This window comes from Glutamicibacter sp. NPDC087831 (assembly GCF_044742845.1).
Lineage (GTDB): Bacteria > Actinomycetota > Actinomycetes > Actinomycetales > Micrococcaceae > Glutamicibacter.
In genome coordinates this window covers 230,524-248,341 of the sequence record NZ_JBIUVH010000004.1, presented here as the reverse complement: position 1 = coordinate 248,341, position 17,818 = coordinate 230,524, and the positions used below count along the sequence as shown (strand labels likewise).

At 66.4% G+C, this 17,818-nt stretch carries 16 protein-coding genes and 1 pseudogene; 12 read left to right on the top strand and 5 right to left on the bottom strand.

What is annotated here, in order from left to right; all coding sequences use genetic code 11:
- Nucleotides 1-14 precede the first annotated feature (14 nt).
- The 3 genes from ACIOJF_RS14130 to pcaC are packed head-to-tail and all read left to right on the top strand — an operon-like array spanning nucleotide 15 to nucleotide 2,626.
- Nucleotides 15-1,421 carry a lyase family protein gene (locus tag ACIOJF_RS14130; protein WP_105658570.1) on the top strand — a complete coding sequence of 469 codons (1,407 nt, stop codon included), beginning with the start codon at nucleotides 15-17 and terminating at the stop codon, nucleotides 1,419-1,421.
- Nucleotides 1,403-2,200 (top strand): alpha/beta fold hydrolase, encoded by a 798-nt coding sequence (locus ACIOJF_RS14125; protein WP_166650807.1) that lies wholly within the window; start codon nucleotides 1,403-1,405, stop codon nucleotides 2,198-2,200. The genes ACIOJF_RS14130 and ACIOJF_RS14125 overlap by 19 nt, the downstream gene beginning before the upstream one ends.
- A gap of 18 nt (nucleotides 2,201-2,218) precedes the next feature.
- Nucleotides 2,219-2,626 (top strand): 4-carboxymuconolactone decarboxylase, encoded by a 408-nt coding sequence (gene pcaC / locus ACIOJF_RS14120; protein ID WP_105658571.1) that lies wholly within the window; start codon nucleotides 2,219-2,221, stop codon nucleotides 2,624-2,626.
- 16 nt (nucleotides 2,627-2,642) lie between these two features.
- Here the strand turns inward: pcaC and ACIOJF_RS14115 are convergent, their stop codons facing one another.
- Together ACIOJF_RS14115 and ACIOJF_RS14110 are read right to left on the bottom strand one after the other, a co-directional pair.
- Nucleotides 2,643-3,434 carry an aspartate dehydrogenase domain-containing protein gene (locus ACIOJF_RS14115; protein ID WP_105658572.1) on the bottom strand — a complete coding sequence of 264 codons (792 nt, stop codon included), beginning with the start codon at nucleotides 3,432-3,434 and terminating at the stop codon, nucleotides 2,643-2,645.
- 101 nt (nucleotides 3,435-3,535) lie between these two features.
- On the bottom strand, nucleotides 3,536-4,831 hold the full coding sequence (locus ACIOJF_RS14110; protein ID WP_105658573.1) for a benzoate/H(+) symporter BenE family transporter: 1,296 nt from the start codon (nucleotides 4,829-4,831) through the stop codon (nucleotides 3,536-3,538).
- 214 nt (nucleotides 4,832-5,045) lie between these two features.
- On the opposite strand from ACIOJF_RS14110, the pseudogene ACIOJF_RS14105 reads away from it, so the two are divergent.
- Nucleotides 5,046-5,246, top strand: a pseudogene (locus tag ACIOJF_RS14105) (helix-turn-helix domain-containing protein); the annotation flags it as partial.
- Nucleotides 5,220-5,870, top strand: coding sequence for a transcriptional regulator (locus ACIOJF_RS14100; protein WP_402741805.1), 651 nt, complete (start codon nucleotides 5,220-5,222; stop codon nucleotides 5,868-5,870). The pseudogene ACIOJF_RS14105 and the gene ACIOJF_RS14100, both read left to right, overlap by 27 nt.
- Here the strand turns inward: ACIOJF_RS14100 and ACIOJF_RS14095 are convergent.
- On the bottom strand, nucleotides 5,867-6,298 hold the full coding sequence (locus tag ACIOJF_RS14095) for an acyl-CoA thioesterase (protein ID WP_388024474.1): 432 nt from the start codon (nucleotides 6,296-6,298) through the stop codon (nucleotides 5,867-5,869). The genes ACIOJF_RS14100 and ACIOJF_RS14095 overlap by 4 nt on opposite strands.
- A gap of 49 nt (nucleotides 6,299-6,347) precedes the next feature.
- Complete coding sequence (locus tag ACIOJF_RS14090) at nucleotides 6,348-7,475, bottom strand: hypothetical protein (protein ID WP_402741779.1); 1,128 nt, start codon at nucleotides 7,473-7,475, stop codon at nucleotides 6,348-6,350.
- Nucleotides 7,476-7,654: 179 nt separating this feature from the next.
- Here ACIOJF_RS14090 and ACIOJF_RS14085 point away from each other — a divergent pair, with 179 nt between their 5' ends.
- Together ACIOJF_RS14085 and ACIOJF_RS14080 are read left to right on the top strand one after the other, a co-directional pair.
- On the top strand, nucleotides 7,655-9,502 hold the full coding sequence (locus ACIOJF_RS14085) for a calcineurin-like phosphoesterase C-terminal domain-containing protein (RefSeq protein WP_402697326.1): 1,848 nt from the start codon (nucleotides 7,655-7,657) through the stop codon (nucleotides 9,500-9,502).
- Nucleotides 9,503-9,652: 150 nt separating this feature from the next.
- Nucleotides 9,653-10,624 carry a D-2-hydroxyacid dehydrogenase family protein gene (locus tag ACIOJF_RS14080; protein ID WP_402697324.1) on the top strand — a complete coding sequence of 324 codons (972 nt, stop codon included), beginning with the start codon at nucleotides 9,653-9,655 and terminating at the stop codon, nucleotides 10,622-10,624.
- Here the strand turns inward: ACIOJF_RS14080 and ACIOJF_RS14075 are convergent.
- On the bottom strand, nucleotides 10,593-11,306 hold the full coding sequence (locus ACIOJF_RS14075; RefSeq protein ID WP_181148921.1) for a phosphatase PAP2 family protein: 714 nt from the start codon (nucleotides 11,304-11,306) through the stop codon (nucleotides 10,593-10,595). The two genes, ACIOJF_RS14080 and ACIOJF_RS14075, sit on opposite strands and share 32 nt — an antisense overlap.
- A 63-nt stretch (nucleotides 11,307-11,369) precedes the next feature.
- On the opposite strand from ACIOJF_RS14075, the gene ACIOJF_RS14070 reads away from it, so the two are divergent.
- The 5 genes from ACIOJF_RS14070 to ACIOJF_RS14050 all read left to right on the top strand — a co-directional run bounded on the left by ACIOJF_RS14070 (nucleotide 11,370) and on the right by ACIOJF_RS14050 (nucleotide 17,811).
- Nucleotides 11,370-11,828, top strand: coding sequence for a 23S rRNA (pseudouridine(1915)-N(3))-methyltransferase RlmH (locus ACIOJF_RS14070; RefSeq protein WP_208294271.1), 459 nt, complete (start codon nucleotides 11,370-11,372; stop codon nucleotides 11,826-11,828).
- 63 nt (nucleotides 11,829-11,891) lie between these two features.
- Nucleotides 11,892-12,356 carry a hypothetical protein gene (locus ACIOJF_RS14065; RefSeq protein ID WP_133834374.1) on the top strand — a complete coding sequence of 155 codons (465 nt, stop codon included), beginning with the start codon at nucleotides 11,892-11,894 and terminating at the stop codon, nucleotides 12,354-12,356.
- 3 nt (nucleotides 12,357-12,359) lie between these two features.
- On the top strand, nucleotides 12,360-12,821 hold the full coding sequence (locus tag ACIOJF_RS14060; RefSeq protein ID WP_402741778.1) for a hypothetical protein: 462 nt from the start codon (nucleotides 12,360-12,362) through the stop codon (nucleotides 12,819-12,821).
- Entirely contained in the window at nucleotides 12,805-13,107 is a 303-nt protein-coding gene (locus ACIOJF_RS14055) for a transcriptional regulator (RefSeq protein ID WP_105658582.1), read from the top strand. Before ACIOJF_RS14060 ends, ACIOJF_RS14055 begins: the two co-directional genes overlap by 17 nt.
- Before the next feature lie 39 nt (nucleotides 13,108-13,146).
- Nucleotides 13,147-17,811, top strand: coding sequence for an ATP-dependent helicase (locus ACIOJF_RS14050; RefSeq protein ID WP_402741777.1), 4,665 nt, complete (start codon nucleotides 13,147-13,149; stop codon nucleotides 17,809-17,811).
- The last annotated feature ends 7 nt before the right edge of the window (nucleotides 17,812-17,818 follow it).

The window sequence follows — 17,818 nt, the reverse complement described above, 5'->3', positions numbered from 1 at the left end:
AATCGAGGCACCGAATGGATGGCGCAGACTACGGCGTGCTGGCCCCCGCCTGGGCAGGAACTGCGGCCGCGGCCTTGGCCAGCGATGCGTCTTTCGTCCAAGCCATGCTGGATGCCGAAGCCGGATGGGTGCAGGTCCAGGCGGATGCCGGCCTGTGCAGCGTCCAGGATGCGCAGGCCGTGCGCGAGGTGGCCCGCGCGGACCGCTACGACCTGGCCTTGCTGGCCTCCAGAACACCGGATGGGGCCAATGCGCTCATCCCGCTGCTGGGCATGATGCGCGACCTGCTCAAGCACGACGGGGCCGCGGCAACTGCGGGCACCGCGTTGCACCGCGGTGCCACCAGCCAGGACATCATCGACACAGCGCTGATGCTGGTCCTGTCCAAGACGCTCACGCTCACGCTGGCAGATCTGCGCAGCACCGCTGGCGGGTTGGCTGCCCTGGCGCAGGCCCACCGCGGGACCGTGTGCATTGCCCGCTCGCTGACCCAGCATGCGCTGCCCACCACATTGGGCTGGAAAGCGGCCAGCTGGCTCTCGGCCGTGCTGGATGCCGAGCAGCAGCTGGATGCCGCGGCGCGGCAGCTGCGCTTGCAATGGGGCGGTGCGGTGGGCACGCTCGCCTCCCTGGAGCAGCTGCTCTCCGGCCAGCCGGAGACAACGGCCACAAGCCAGTCGCTGTCCTCGGATCTGGCGGCCCTGCTGGGCCTGGAGGATCCGGGAACGCCCTGGCACACCAACCGCATGCCGATTCTCCAGCTTGGCTCCGCACTGGGTGCGGCCATTGCCGCGCTGGGGACCCTGGGCGCTGATGTGCTCACCGCCTCCCGTCCGGAAATCGGCGAGCTGTCCGAACCTCGCGAGGCCGGCAAGGGCGGCTCCTCGGCCATGCCGCAGAAGCAGAACCCGGTGCGCTCGGTACTGCTGCGCAATGCGGCATTCAGCGCCCCCGGATTGCTCTCCACCCTGTTCACTGCTGCCGGCACCGCGGTGGATGAACGCCCCGATGGCGGCTGGCACGCCGAATGGAGTGCCCTGCGCGAACTGGCCCGGCTGGCATCAGGGGCGGCATTCCACGCTTCGTTCCTGGCCAACGGCCTGGGAGTGGATCGCGCTGCCATCGAGCGGAACCTCGCCCTGGGCGGAGATGCCGTGCTCTCCGAACGACTCGCTGCCGCCCTAGCTGATCTGGTGGTCGGCGGAAAACCGGCCATCCAGGCATTGGTGCGCCGCAGCCTCGACGAGGGCATTTCCCTGCGCGATCTGCTGCGCCTGGAAATCTCCGTGCATGACTTGAACGACCAGGACCTCTACGAATTATTTGATCCAGCTGGCTACCTCGGTGCCGCGGATCGCTTCACCGAAACCGTACTCGCCGATTACTCGGCACGGAAGGAATCATGGCAGTCCCGCAACTAACCCCCTCCTTGCTGCACACCGACAAGGCACTTCCCACCCTCATCGTCGGCCCCTCGCTGGGCACTGCGGCCCTGCCGCTGTGGGCTCCGGCCTTGCCTTACCTCAAGGACAAGTTCCAGGTCATCGCCTGGGACCTGCCGGGGCACGGCGAAAGCAAGCCGTCCACCGAAGCCTTCTCGCTGGCCGAACTGGCTACCGGCGTCACCAAGGCCGTCGAGGCGCTGCGTGCCGACGGCGTCATCTCCGAGGGCAGCAAGCTGTACTACGCCGGAGTGTCGGTCGGCGGGGCCACCGCCCTGCAGCTGGCCGTGGACCACGCCGGCTTCTTCGACGCGTTGTCCTCCATCTGCTCTGCGGCGAAGATCGGCACCCCCGACGGGTGGACCGACCGTGCCGAGCTGGTCGCCAAGGCCGGCACCCCGACCATGGTCGCCGGTTCTGCCGAGCGCTGGTTCGCACCGGGATTCATCGAGAAGGAGCCGGTGATCAGCACCGAGCTGCTGCACAGCCTGCAGAACGCTGACCGCTTCGCCTACGCCCACGCCTGCGGCGCCTTGGCAGGATTCGACGTGCGCGGGCAGCTGGCTTCAACCAGCGACCCGATCATTGCCATCAACGGCGCACAGGACCAGGTGTGCCCTCCGGCAGACGCGGAGTTCATCGCCGAAAATGCACCCCGCGGAACCATGGCGGTCATCGATTCGGCCGCCCACCTGGCCCCGGCCGAAGCACCCGAAGAGACCGCGGCCTTGCTGGCCGAGTTCTTGCTGGCCAACTAGAAGCGAGGACTTGCAGAAATGGCTGATTCACCGCGCCTTCCCGGCGATACCTATGATGCTGGCATGGAGGTACGCCGCCAGGTGCTGGGCAACGAGCACGTTGAGCGTTCCACCAGGAACTCGAATGAGTTCACCGACGAATTCCAGGAAATGATCACCCGCTACGCATGGGGCACCATCTGGACCCGCGACGGCCTGCCGCGCACTACCCGCAGCGCCATCACGCTGACCGCAATGATCGCCGGCGGCTACTGGGAAGAACTGGAAATGCATGTGCACGCGGCCCTGCGCAATGGCATGGCTCCCGAAGAAATCAAGGAAGTCTTCTTGCAGTGCGCCATCTACTGTTCCGTTCCGGCGGCGAACGTGGCGTTCAAGGTCGGCAAGAAGGTGCTGGAGGAGTACGCGGCAGCCGAAGGCCACTAGCGGTGGCACCGCGCCGCTAGCGGCGCGCCGCCGCGGCTTGCCGGATCGAGTGCAGCAGAGCCCACGGGACGATGCCGCTGGTGCGCGGGTTGCGTGGCGAGGGGTGGTTCTTGATCGAGAAGCTGTACTCGCCGGCTGGGCCGCGCGCCTCGACTCGGTGCTCGGTCAGGCCTGCCTCCGGGTCGGCGATCAATCTGGCTGTCACCGCATCCCAATCCCCCACAGCCAACGCCACCGCCGCGGCCACATTCAATGACTTCGGGAAGTCCTGGGCCGCTGCCGCGGCTGGACCGCGAAATACCTCTACCGGTCCGGCGGCCTGCTCCAATTCACCGCGCCGCTGCGCATCCATCCACGGCTGCACCAAGGTGGCCGGCAGCTTGCGCGTCGTCACCAGCACCTGGTCGATGCCGCCCATCCGGGCAGCCGCGCCCAGCAGGTCCAATCCGCCGATGGCCCCGGCAGTGCTGGAAAAGCGTCCAGGTCCGGCGGCCTGCACTTGCGCGGCGAACTCCGGGTCAGCCAGCGCTCCCATGGAACTGGCCAGCAGGTCAACCCCACAGGCCAGGATGCGCACCGCATTCTCGCGCAGGGCTTGCTGGCCCGCGCATTCGACCACCAGGTCGCAGCGCTCCAGGGCCGACTCCCAGCTCAGCTGCTCATGCTCCAGCCCGGTTTGCGGACGGCGCAGGATCACCCCTTCGAGCTGGGCACCGTGCACCGTCCCGGCTGCCAGTTGCTCCGCCACCACGGAGCCGATCGCCCCGTGGCCCAGTATTCCCACCCGATACATGCTGCCCGTGGCCATGCCCGTCCTGTCCGAAAAGATCGATGTAAGCTACCGCCAGCTTAGGCCAGCTCGCAGGCTCGGCACGAACTGCCAGCTGGCCAGGGTGCGGGCCGTTGCCGCTAGTGCCGGGAAGCGGTCGAATGGTCCGTGCGTTCCATGAGCCGGGAGGCGCCATATCCGATGAGGATGCCCCAGAAGGCGGCATGGATGTTGAACAGGTCCAGGCCGGAAATGGTTACCACGAACGTCACGAGGGCGCCCAGGGTGAATTTGGTGGCGAAGGCCGTCACAAAGGCCTGCTGCAGGGCCTTGAGCATGGCGATGCCTCCCAAGGCCAGCACGAAAGCCTCTGGGGTGGCCAGCATGAAACGCGTCAGCGTTGGAGCGAACAGGGCGAAGAGCAGGGACAGGAGGCCATAGACCACCGCTGCGGTGTACTGGCGGTGCTTTTCGCCAGATGATGTGAGCAACGCGTTGGTTGGCCCGGTGACGCAGGCGGACACCGCACCGAAGCATGCGTTCAGGATCGAGAACCCGCCCGAGGCCAGCGCAAAGGCATTGACCGGGGGACGGTGCCCGGCAGAGCGCAGCACCGCGACACCCTGGCCGTTCTGCACAATCAGCACGGTGATGGCCAACGGCACTACCAGTTCCAGCTGCGCAGCCCAGCTGAATTCCGGAGCGGTGAACACCGGGGTGGCCAGCACGGGCCCGCCAGCTGCGTCCAACGCGAACTGGCCGCTGGCGGCCACCGCGATGACCCCGGCGATCAGCGTGCCCAGCACCGGGGGAATTCTTCTGCCCAGCGCCGGCACCGCAGCGAGCAGGACGAAAACCAGCACCATGGGGCCGGCCACCACCGGGTTGGCTTGGGTGGACGAGACGATGTCGGTGCCGAAGCGCAAGAAAACCGCGGCCACCATGGCCATCACAATCGGCATGGGTATGGCCGCCATGATCCGGCGCACCACCCCGGTAGCGCCCAAGGCCAGGACCAATACCCCGGAGACGAAGAACGCCCCGACCACTTCGGGGAAGGACAGGTGCTGCAGCGAAGGGCCCAGCAGCACCGTGCCGGGGATGGACCAGGCGAATCCCAGCGGCTGGCGGTAGAGCAGGGACATCACGATGGTCGCCAACCCGGCGGAGAGGAAGATCCCGCAGACCCAGGAAGCCATCTCGGCCTGGGACAGCCCGCCAGCGGCACCCACCGCAAGGGTGACCGCGATGGGGCCCGAGGCGGAGAACACCAGCCCGATCACGCCATTGCTGGCATATACCCCGCCCACGTCGCGCAGCAGGTCGCGGATTCCGGCAGGCCGTTGCGCGGCCCGCTCCAGCAGCGGTTCGCGTGGTGCTCGCGCAGCTGCTGGAGCCGATTCGCGGGTGGGCAGGTTATCGGCGGGTTTGGGCATGTGCGCTCCTGGGCGATGGTGGCAGTGGCATTAATAGTCCACCACCATTGCACGGCTCCAGGGGCCGTGGGACGTGGCGCATTGATCCGGGGTATGGCAGTCCTAGGATAGTTCGGGCTGCTAGCTGCCACTGCACGCAGGGCTAGGATAAGACCGGGGCGATGCGGCCCGCGGATGAAAGGAATGCAGGAATTCCAATACCGAGCTCGGCGAATTCCTCAAGGCACGGCGGGCCCTGATCAGCCCGGCAGGCGATGGCGGTCCCCGGCGACGCGTGCCTGGCCTGCGCCGCGAAGAGGTTGCGGTCCTGGCCGGCGTGAGCACCGACTACTACACCCGGCTGGAACAGGGCCGGCACAAGCGCCCTTCCGAATCCGTGCTCGGCGCGTTGGCCAAGGCCCTGGAACTGGATGAGACGGCGGCCGGGCATTTGTTCAATCTGGCCCGCTCGGTCTCCGGTTCCGGGCGCAACATCCCGTCGAGCAGCATCCAGCGGGTACGCCCCTCATTGCATCAGCTGCTGGATTCCTTCACCGGGCATCCGGCCTTCATCCGCGGACGGCGTACCGAGGTGCTGGGCATGAATGCGCTGGCCGCCAGCCTGCTCACCGACTTCCTCGCCAAGCCGGTGCGCCACCGCAGCCTGATCCGCTGGGCCTTTCTGGATCCCGAAGCCAGGCAGCGCTACGCCGACTGGGAGCAGATCGCCGCCTCGATGGTCGGCACCTTGCGCCTGGATGCCGGGCGCCATCCGCATGATCCGCTGCTCGCGCAGCTGGTCGGAGAGCTGTCCATGAACAGCGAAGAATTCCGCACCTGGTGGGCCGATCACCGGGTGGTCGAGCGGCGGGACGGGATCAAGCGGTTCAACCATCCCCAGGTGGGCTATCTGGAGGTCAACTACGAGGCCTTGGACGTGACCGGGGCACCAGACCAGACCCTGTTCATCTACACCACCGACCCGGGCTCGGACTCCGAAGCGAAGCTGCGCGATCTGGCCGCGCTGCTCAACGGCCAGGGACCGGCACCCGAAGCCTAGCTGCGTGCTGGGATCAGCGATTTGCCGAGCCAGCTGCGCTCCAGCTCGTTGAGCGGGCGTGACGAGACGCCATCGGCTGCCAGCGGCACCATGACCGTGGTCGAGTCGAATACCGGCTGCCCGTCCTGGTAGCCGATGCCCCGCACGGTGAAGGACTTGTTGCCCAGCCGGCTGATGCCCATGCGGATGAGCATCTCGGGCTGGTAGTACAGCGGGCGCAGGTAGTCGATCTGGATGGATGCCACCACGGTGCCGAATTCGAAACGGCCTGTTGTCCCGTCCTCGCGCGTCCAGCGGATGCGGGCTTCTTCCATCAGGGTCACGATGCGCGCATTGTTCACATGTCCCAGGGCATCCTGGTCCGACCAGCGCAGCTGCAAGATGACTTCGGTAGCCGCGGCCAGTCCATCGTTTGTCGTTTCACTCATGGAACCCATTGCACCAGAAACCCGGGCTGGCTACTGCGCCCGTGACGGCTCATGAACTTGGGCCATCGCCGGAAGGCACCCACCGTGCATCCTCGTTGTTGGCGTCCAGGCAGATCCATTCCTGTGCAGGCCCGTAGCACCGCAGCTCATCGGTGAACCAGAACGTCTGGTCCGGGTCCCACCCGGCGATCACGCTGGCGTATTTATCATCGATGTCGAGGCATTGCCCGGCGAGCGCCAGATAGGCGCCGATACCCAGATGCACCCCGTCGTAATCGCGCGCCACGGCCAGCCAGTCGGGGATCTTCCATGCGCCGTCGCGCCCGGTGGACAGGTACCAGTCGTGGCGCTTGTGCGCGGTGACCTCGATGCCGTGCTCGCGGCAGAGCCGGATCCAGTCCTCGGCCGTGGCGATCTCCAGCACCTTGGCTGCGGGAGGCACGCTCGTGAACCTGACGCTGGCTTGCTCCCATCCGAAACCGTCTTCCACGCAGCTCAGGCCCACTGGCTCCCGGTCTGGGAACACACCGGTAGTGGAGGGCAGGCGGCTGCTGGGCTTGGACCACCATTCCCCGCTGAAGCTGCCCAGCGGGGTGCTGCTCATTTCGGCGGCATCGCGGGCTTCGGTCGCCAGGATGCCGGCCCTCCACTCCTGCAGTAGGCCCAGGGCATTGCTGCCGGGAGCCTGCGTCCTGCCCTGCGGGTCATGCTGGTCGAATTCGACCTGGAATTGGTTGCGCAGATCCACGGGATCCAGCCACACGGCCGCGAGCCCGCTGTCCGCCAGGTGCCGGGCCACGCGCTCAAGCGGCGCGGCCAGTTCCGGCAACGCCAGCAGGGTGTCTTCCCCATCCGGTTCCTGCCAATAGCGGGCACTGTCGACCGAGCGGACCAGCGCTTGCTGCAGCAGCGCTGCGGTGGCCGGAACCAAAGTGGTGCCGTCCAGGCGCCGGGCGATCTGCTGGACACTGGTTTCGGGCATGCTGGATTCATCCGCGCCAAACAGGCCAACGCTTTCGCCGCGTTCTACCGCTACGCGATACGCGGCGTAGAACATCGCCGCATGCAGCGGATGCTCCCCGAACGCCGGTAGCAGCTTCTCTTCGCTGGCAGTGGCGAACTCCCACAGCATCCTGCGCCCGCGCGCGCCTGCCATGAGCGCCTGCACTAGTTCCATCCGCGCCACTTCATTTCACTGGTTCGAAAACAGTAAATCCCGCCAAGACAGTCGATAACTATTTACGGGATCGATTATTAGACATTACCTGAGCAGGGGTTGCAATTCACCTGCCATTGGCACCGTGGAAGACGGCCGGCCAAGGGGCCGGCAGATTGTCCCCACCCGGAGGAACGTTCGTGAAAATCTTCGCTCGACCCGGCAAAACCAATCATCTCACCCCACTGCATCTCACCGCCGGAAGCCTAGTTGCCATTGCAGCTTCCACCGCATTCATCGGCGCCACCCCGGAACTCGAGGCAGTGCCGGCAGCCAAGTCCGCCGCGGACTGGAGCTCCTCGGCCTACCGCGGGTCAGTCGAGGTGATCCCGGCAGGAACTGGCCGCAGCGGCACCGCGCAAGAGACGCTCGACGGAGTGGTCTTCGAGGATCGCAACAAGAACTCCACGCAGGATGCCAACGAGCCTGGCCTACCGAACGTCACGGTTTCCAACGGCCGCGACGTCGTGGCCACCGATGGGCAGGGACGCTACGAACTTCCGGCATACAACAACATGACCGCGTTCGTCACCCAGCCCCGGGGCTTCCAGGTTCCGGTCGACGACGACAACGTCGCCCAATTCTTCTACACCCACCTGCCTGAAGGCTCCCCGGACCTGAAGTACGACGGCATCGCCCCGACCGGGCCGCTGCCCGAGGCAGTCAACTTCCCGCTGGTGGCCAGCAGCGCCACGCAATCGCCCGAGCAGAGCTGCGTCATCGGTGCGGATGTGCAGACCTATACCCAGCAGGAAGTCGAGTACGCCAGGGAAGGCGCTTTCGCCGATCTGGCGGCCCGCACCGACTACACCGGCTGCGGCGCCTTGTTCATCGGCGACCTCGTGGGCGATGACCTGAACTTCTTCCACCAGACCCGCGAACTGTCCTCCATGCTCAACGGTCCGGCCCGGTTCCTGCCGGGCAACCACGACATCGACTACGACTCGCTGGACGGGCAGCACGAGTACGATTCCTTCCGCGCCCAGTTCGGTCCGGAGTACTACTCCTACGACACGGGCAAGACTCACGTCATCGCCCTGAGCACCATCGATTACCCGACTGCGGTTCCGGCCAAGAAGAGCGACTACACCTACGATCTGGGCAAGCGCCAGCTGCAGTGGCTGCGCGCGGACCTGGCCGAGGTACCCAAGAACAAGGCCATCGTCCTGGCCGGGCACAGCCCCCTGCTGGAGTTCTTCTACAGCGACGAGCATTCCACCAAGCAGGTCCGGGAGATCTACGAATTGCTGGAAGGACGCGAGGTCGTTTCCCTGGGCGGGCACACCCACATGTCAGAGAACCTGCGCGCCGGGGACCTGATGGATGGCTGGCGCGACGAGGTCGGCGAGGCAGGCCTGCCGTTCACGCACTTGACTGTCCCGGCCATTTCCGGGCAGTGGTATGACGGGCGGGTTACCGGGAACGGCTACCCGACTTCCATCCAGCGCGACGGGACCCCTCCGGGAGTGCTCACCTTGGACATCAAGAACACCAAGATCACCGAGCGCTTCACCGTGACCGGCGGGGATGCCAGCAAGCAGATGTCCCTGGGCTTGAACACCCCGGCGTACCGGCAGTGGTACGAGGAGAATCTGGAAAAGGAGCGCGGCACGGTTCCGGCCCTGGATGACCCGTTGGCGGTGAGCCGGCAGGGACTGGCCGAGGACACCTGGCTGACCACGAACTTCTGGATGGGCAGCACCGGCTCCGCTGTCGAGGTCTCCATCGACGGCCAGGACCCGGTTGCGGCCGAGCGGACGCAGAAAATGGCCGGCGAACGCCCGCTGTCAGGCGCCGAGTACTCGGATCCGGCGGCCATCGCCGAGCAATTCGTCCATGGCGGCGGCTTCGCCGAGAAGACCAGCCACTTGTGGCGCTTGGAACTGCCAGATGATCTCTCCGTCGGGGCGCACACGGCCACGGTGACTGCCACCGACGTGCATGGGCGTTCTTTCACCGAGGAATTGGATTTCACGGTCATCGGGTAGCGCCATCCTTCGTGCGTGCATGAAAAACTCCCCAAAAGTTGTTGTGACTTTTTCAGTCCAACTTTTGGGGAGCAGTTCAATGAGCAGGCACCAGCTTTTTGTTACGCCCGCAGTGGGACAGCATCGGCTGCAGGTGCCTAGGATGAATCCATGCGCATTGCAATCCTGGATGATTACCACAACGTGGCCCGCTCGCTGGCCGATTTCGACGGCCTCGCCGTCGCCCTGGACGCCGAAGTCACGGTCTTCACCGAGCACCTGGGCCACGAGGACAGTACCGTCGTCCAGGCGCTGCAGCCCTTCGACGCCATCGTCGCCATGCGCGAACGCACGCCTTTCCCGGCCGCCCGGCTGGCTGCGCTGCCCGACCTGAAGCTGCTGGTCACCACCGGCCGCCGCAACGGATCCATCGACCTGCAGGCTGCCAAGAACCAGGGCATCGTGGTCAGCCACACCGGCTACGTGGCTACCGATGCCGCCGAGCACACCTGGGCGCTGATCCTCAGCGCCGCACGCCGACTGGACGTGGAGCTGTTTTCCGCGGACCGCCCGCTGGCGGCTGGCTCGGGCTGGCAGACCACTTTCGGACTGGGCCTGTCCGGCAAGACCCTGGGCGTCTACGGCCTGGGAAATCTGGGAGCGAAGGTTGCGAAGGTCGGCTTGGCCTTCGGCATGCGGGTCATCGCCTACAGCCAGAATCTCACCAAGGCCCGCGCCACCGAAGTGGGCGTGGAGCTGGTCTCCGAAGCCGAGCTGTTCTCCACCAGCGACATCGTCACCGTGCACCTGAAGCTCTCGGAGCGCAGCACCGGGGTCATCGGACCCAAGCAGCTGGCGTGGATGCGTCCCGATTCCATCCTGGTCAACACCTCGCGCAGCAGGATCGTGCAGACCGACGCGCTCATCGACGCGCTGGACAGCCGGCAGCTGCACCTGGCCGCGGTGGATGTCTTCGACGTGGAACCGCTGCCGGCCAAGGACCGGCTGGCCGCTACCCGGGGCGTGATTGCCACCCCGCATATCGGCTATGTGACCATCGAGCAGTTCGAGATGTTCTACCGCGACGCGGTGGAAGACATCCGCGCGTGGGCTAGCGGCGCACCGATCCGGGTGCTGGCCTAGGGACCTGCGGCCGCGGCACGAAGTAGTAGTGCAGGATCGCCACGACGGCGGCCCATGCGGCCCCGATCAGCAACCCCACCAGCACGTCAGAGACCCAGTGGTGCCCGATGTAGATTCGGGAAGCTCCCATCGCCAGGACGAATAGCGCCGCGACGATGGAGATCAGGTACGCGTAGCGGCGCAGCCCGTAGATGATCGCCAGGTAGCTGGCGATGCCGATCAGCGCGGCCGAGTTCAGCGTGTGCCCGCTGGGGAACGAAAAGGTCTGCGGCGGCGCCGGGCCTCCGGGAACGCCTTGGGGACGCGGCACCTGGAGGCTTGTCTTGAGAATAACGGTCAGCAGGACCGAGACCAGTGCAGTGAACGCGATGGCCGCCAACGGCCACGCACTGCGGGTTTTCCAGCACAGCAATGAGGTGATCACCAGCATGATCATGGTCATTCCCGGTGTGGATCCCCAGAAGTACAAGAAGTCGGAGACCGCAAACAGGAACGGCGACTGGTGCTCCAGTGCCCATTGGTAGGCAGGGGCATCCAGATCCCTGGCCCATCCGCCCGCGTGCAGGGAGACCAGCACCCTGCGGGTGAAGTAGAACATGGCGACAACCAGCCCGAAAATGATCCACAGCACCTGTGCGCCGCGGGAACGTTGGCCTTGCCGGAAATACCATGAGGATCGCATGGCTTCCATCGTATCGGGGCGGGAGCGAAGCGCTGAACTCGATCGATGCGGAACAATGGAAGCATGACGATCAAGGTGCTGGCAGTTGGCAAGAAACACGAATCCTGGGTGGACGAGGGTATTTCCCGCTACGGGAAGCGGCTGAAGAAGCCCTTCGACCTCACCTGGCAGCTGCTGAGCCACTCCTCGCGCGAGAACGACGCGGCCCGCACCGAGGAGTCGGCCCGCATCTTGGCGAAAATCGATGACCGCGACTTCGTGGTTCTGCTCGATGAGCGCGGAAAGAACGTGGACTCCCCTGCGCTGGCCAACACCCTGCGCACGCCGATCGATGCTTCGCGCAATGTCGTGATCATCATCGGCGGTGCCTACGGAGTGGACGCATCCGTGCATGCGCGGGCCAATTTCACCTGGTCGCTTTCGAAGCTGGTCTTCCCGCACCAGCTGGTGCGCTTGATCCTCACCGAGCAGCTGTACCGCGCGCAGGACATCCTGGCAGGCGGGAAGTACCATCACGTTTAAGCCATTCCCTTGACTTTCCAACTTGGAAAGACAAGACTTTCCATAACGGAAAGTGGGGAAATCATGGCTGAGGGGCAAGAACGAATCGACAAGCTGACCGCCGCGGAGCGCCTGGCCTCCGCGGACCAGGCCTCGAACAAGATGATCGCTGCCGGCACTTCTTCCCGGGCCACCCTCTTCGTGTACGTGGTGCTCGGGAGCACCGCGATGAGTCTTGAACATGTCCTTTCGCCAAAGATGGCTCTGGCGTTATTCGCGGTGGCTGTCGTTGCAGCCCTCGTGCACTACGTGATTATGCGCAGCCGCGCCAAGATGCGCCCTTTGCTCAGCAGCTCGGCAACCTACGGCTGGTACGCGTTCCTGGCGTCAATGATCGTGATGTGCCTGCGCTTTTGGGTCGCCGAGGACCCTTGGAGCATCGGTGCGAAACTAGTCGTCTCCTGCACCGCCTTATGGCATTTGCTTTCCTCCGCGCAAGCGGCATGGGACAAAGACCGTGTGCAAGATGCCCAGGAAATGGCGGTGTAGCAGGTGAGCCATTCGCAGAATCCGCTGCCCGATGAGGCGGCAGAACTACTGTCGCAGGCTGAGCGGTCATCAGCCGACAGTGTCCACTCCACCGCAGCTCCTAGGGCGTTCATGATTGTCTTGGGTATCGTCTCGGCGGCTATCATTTCGCTCTACGGAGTCATCGACACCGCCCTTTGGCACTGGTCGCCGGTGCTCTTTGCGCCCTTGATCGCCTGGTACGCCCTCTGGGCGCGCCAGCGGCCCAAGCGCCGTCCTGCATTGAAGCACTCGGGCAAATACATTGCGGTCATGCTGCTCATGATGCTCGCCCTGCAGTTCAGCAACTTCTGGATGCCCCAGACATGGTTGTTCGCGATACTCAAATTCCTTGCATTGGTCGCCGTCTTCACCGGTGCCCTGTGGATCATGCGCCGCGAAACCATCAAATCCCGCATCAAGGATGGAAATGAACAAGCCATCTAGCAATGCGCAATTCGACGAGCTGATCCATGCACCCATCCGCCTGCGCATTTGCGCCAGCCTCGCCCCGGTGCAGTGGGCAGAATTCGCGCACCTTCGCGGCATCCTCGATGTCGCCGACTCCGTCTTGAGCAAGCACCTCAAGCAGCTCGCCGATGCCGGGTATATCGGCATCGAGCGGTTCACCAAGCTGGGGCGCAGCCATATGCGCGTTTCGCTGACCAAATCCGGACGCCGGGCCTATGTCAGCCATGTGGCGGCCCTGCGGGAGATCACGGCGGGCGGATAATGGCCGATCTTGTCGTTCGCAGACCGTAGTATCGATTCCATGAGCGATGTCCTGTCCCGGTTCGGCGCAGCCACCCGCAAGTGGTTCACCGACGTCTTCTCCGCGCCCACCGTTGCCCAGAGTGGCGCCTGGGAATCCATCTCGGACGGGAAGCACACCCTGGTCATCGCGCCAACCGGCTCTGGCAAGACCCTGGCCGCGTTCCTCTGGGCACTGGACCGGCTGCACCACGCGGAACTTGACGCTCCAGCATTGCCGGGGATGGACTCCGATGCCGATCATCCAACGGGCAATGGCACCAAGGTGCTCTACATTTCTCCGCTGAAGGCCCTCGGAGTCGACGTGGAGCGCAACCTGCGTTCTCCGCTCGCTGGCATCCGCGCCACCGCGCACGAAATGGGCTTGTCCCAGCCGTCGGTGTCGGTGGGAGTGCGCTCGGGAGACACCCCGGCCAATGACCGGCGCAAGCTGCTCAAGGACCCGCCCGAAATCCTGATCACCACGCCCGAGTCGCTGTACCTGATGCTCACCAGCCAAGCACGCAAGACCCTTGCCGAGGTGCACACCGTAATCATCGATGAGGTCCACGCGATTGCCAATACCAAGCGCGGAACCCATTTGGCCCTGTCCCTGGAACGGCTCGACGCGCTGCTGCCCGCCCCGGCCCAGCGCATCGGGCTCTCTGCCACCGTCGAGCCGCCCGAAGAAGTGGCCCGCTTCCTGGCTGGCTCCGCCCCGGTGAACATCGTGCGCCCGCCGTCCACCAAGAAATGGGAGTTGGCGGTGCGCGTCCCGGTGGAAGACATGACCGACCTGCCTTCCGCGGCCGGAGCGCATGATCTGGGTCCGGGTTCCTCCCCCGCGGCATCGGCGAGCATCTGGCCGCATGTGGAGAACCAGCTGGTGGATCTGGTGCTGGACAACCATTCGACCATCATCTTCGCCAACTCCCGCCGGCTGGCCGAGCGGCTGACCGGGCGGCTGAACGAAATCTACGCCGAACGCGAGGGATTCAGCGCCGAGGATGCATCCACCTCCACCCCTGCAGCGCTGATGGCCCAGGCCGGCTCCACCGCTGCCGCGCACCCGGAAGCTCCGTTATTGGCCCGTGCCCACCACGGCTCGGTGTCCAAGGATTCGCGCGCCCAGATCGAGGAAGACCTGAAGCTGGGCAAGCTGCGCGCCGTGGTGGCTACCAGCTCCCTGGAACTCGGCATCGACATGGGGCTGGTGGATCTGGTGATCCAGGTCGAATCCCCGAACTCGGTCTCCTCGGGGCTGCAGCGCGTGGGCCGTGCCGGGCACCAGGTCGGCTCGGTCTCCCGGGGCGCTTTCTTCCCCAAGCACCGGGCGGACCTGCTCTCCACCGCCCTGGTGGTCACCCGCATGCGCCAAGGAGCCATCGAGAAGATGGTGATCCCCGCCAACCCGCTGGATGTGCTGGCGCAGCAGACCCTGGCCGCGGTGGCCATGGACGACTTGGACGTAGAGCAATGGTTCGACACCGTGCGCCGCGCCGCCCCCTACCAGCAGCTGCCGCGCAGCGCCTATCTGGCCACCTTGGACATGCTCTCGGGCAAGTACCCTTCGGATGAATTCGCCACGCTCAAGCCGCGGCTGATCTGGGACCGGGATGCCGGCACCCTCACCGCCCGGCCCGGGGCGCAGCGCCTGGCCGTGATTTCCGGCGGCACCATCCCGGACCGCGGGCTGTTCGGGGTTTTCCTGGCCGGATCCGAGGATGACAAGGCGCCCAAGCGCGTGGGCGAGCTGGACGAGGAAATGGTCTACGAATCGCGCGTCGGGGACATTTTCGCCCTCGGGGCGACCAGCTGGCGCATCGAGGACATCACCCACGACCGGGTGCTGGTCACCCCGGCCTTCGGCCAGCCCGGAAAGCTGCCCTTCTGGCACGGCGACGGGCTGGGACGCCCGGTGGAACTCGGGGCGGCGCTGGGCGAATTCACCACGAAGCTGCTGGCCAGCGAACGCACCGAAGCGGCCGAAGTGCTGCACGGCAGCGGGCTGGATCCGTTCGCCGCGAACAATCTGCTCAACTACCTGGACGAGCAGCGCCGGGCCACCGGCCAGGTGCCCAACCACCAGAATTTCGTGATCGAGCGCTTCCACGACGAACTGGGCGACTGGCGGGTCATCCTGCACTCCCCGTTCGGCTTGGCCGTGCACGCCCCGTGGGCGCTGGCCGTCGGCGCGCGGGTCCGCGAACGCTGGGGGCTGGACGCCTCGGCGATGGCCGCCGACGACGGGATCGTGCTGCGCATCCCCGCCATGGACGATGAGCCGCCCGGGGCGGACCTCTTCGCCTTCGAAGCCGACGAGATCATCGAGGTGGTCACCTCGCAGGTGGCCAATTCCGCGTTGTTTGCCTCCCGCTTCCGCGAATGCGCCGCCCGCGCGCTGCTGCTGCCGCGGATCAACCCGACCAAGCGCACCCCGCTGTGGCAGCAGCGCCAGCGTGCCAGCCAGCTGCTGGATGTGGCCCGCAACTACCCGGATTTCCCGATCATCCTGGAAACCGTGCGCGAATGCCTGAATGATGTCTATGATCTGCCGGCGCTGTCCAGGATCCTCTCCAGCATCTCCTCGCGGGCCATCCGCCTGGTGGAAGTGACCACCGAGCTGCCTTCGCCCTTCGCCCAATCCCTGCTTTTCGGCTACGTGGCGCAGTTCCTCTACGAATCCGACGCGCCGCTGGCCGAACGCCGCGCCGCCGCCCTGAGCCTGGATCCGGTGTTGCTGGGCGAATTGCTCGGGCGCAACGACGTGCGCGAGGTGCTGGACCCGCAGGTCATCGCGGCCTTGCAGGAGCAGCTGCAGCATCTGGCAGCCAACCGCCGGTTGGCGGGCATGGAAGGCGCCGCGGACCTGCTGCGCCTGCTGGGTCCGCTGGATGCCGGGCAGCTGGCCGCCAGGCTGCGCGATCCGGCCGATGACGAGGCGGCGCTGGATCCTGCCAGCGCCCGGGCCCACGCCGAGGCCCTGGTTTCCACGCGCCGGGCTTTCACCTTGCGCCGCTCCGGCCAGCTGGTGTACGCGGCCATCGAGGATGCCGGCAAGCTGCGCGATGCGCTGGGCACCCCGCTGCCCACCGGCATCCCGGCGGCCTTCCTGGAGCCTGCCACCGCTCCGATCCAGGACCTGGTCTCGCGCTTCGCCCGCACCCACGCCCCGTTCACCCTCGGGGAGCTGGCCGCGCAGCTGGGACTGGGCGTCGCGGTGCTGCGCCCCGTCCTCGACCAGCTGGTGGCCGCCGGCCGCTTGTCACTGGGGGCCTTCCGCCCGCTGGAGCTCGTCCCCGAAGGCGTGGCCGGCGACGAATACTGCGACGTGTCGGTGCTGCGCACCATCCGCACCCGATCCCTGGCGGCACTGCGTGCCGAGGTGGAGCCGGTGGACCAGGACACCTACGGGCGCTTCCTGCCGGCCTGGCAGCAGATCGGTTCTTCGCTGCAGGGAGCCGACGGCGCCTATGAAATCGTTGCCCAGCTCGCCGGTGCCGAGGTCCCCGCCTCCGCCCTGGAATCCTTCGTGCTCCCGGCCCGGCTGAGGGGCTACCAGAATTCCTGGCTGGATGAGCTGTGCAGCTCCGGGGATATCCTGATCTGCGGCGCCGGAGCCGCCGGCGGCAAGGACGGCTGGCTGTCGCTGCACACCGCCGAGCATGCAGCGCTGAGCCTTCCCCAGCCCGATGCCAGCGCGCTGCAAGCCCTGGACCTGCGCGTGCTCCAGGCCTTCGAGTCCACCGGCGCCTACTTCGCCGAGGAGCTGGCCGGGCGCATCCACCGCAGCGATGAGCCGGCGGCCAGCAGCCACGAGGTCGCCGAATCCTGCTGGAGGCTGTTCTGGGCCGGGTACATTTCACCGGATACCATGGCGCCGATCCGCGGCTACCTGGCCGGCGGAAGCACCGCGCACAAAATCGCCAAGCCCGCCCCGCGGGCCCGCGCCGCACGATTGAACCGGCTCTCCGGGCTGAACCGGCTGGCCCGGGAGCAAGCCGGCGGGCCGGCGCGCGGCTCGCGCGGCGCGGCCCGCTGGTCGCTGCTGCCCGCACCGGTAGCGGACCCCACGATCAGCGCCCACGCCACCGCGGAAATCATGCTGGAACGCTACGGGGTGCTCACCCGCGGCTCGGTGGCCGCCGAGTCGGTGCCCGGCGGCTTCGGCCAGCTCTACCGGGTGCTCTCGAAGTTGGAAGAAGCTGGCCATGCCCGGCGCGGCTACTTCGTCGAGAAGCTCGGCGCCGCCCAGTTCTCCACCTCCACCACCATTGACCGGCTGCGCGGATTCCAGCTGGCCGACGACCCGCGCCGCCAGCCGGTGGCCACGGTGCTGGCTTCCACCGATCCGGCGAACCCCTATGGAGCGGCGCTGGCTTGGCCTGCGACCGAAACCGGGCACCGCCCCGGGCGCAAGGCCGGCGCAATCGTCGGGCTGCTCGACGGGGCGCTGAGCCTCTATCTGGAGCGCGGCGGGCGCACGGTGCTGACCTTCGGGCAGCTGCCCGAGCCGTCCTGGCGCATCCTCGCCACGGCGATGGTCGCCGCGCTGCGCACCGCCCAGGTCGACAAGATCGCCATCGCCACGGTCGACGGGCAGCCGGTGCAGGACCATCCGGTCGGCGCCGCCCTGCTGGGCGCCGGTTTCTATGCGACGCCCCAAGGCATCCGCTTCCGCCGCTGACCCGCTA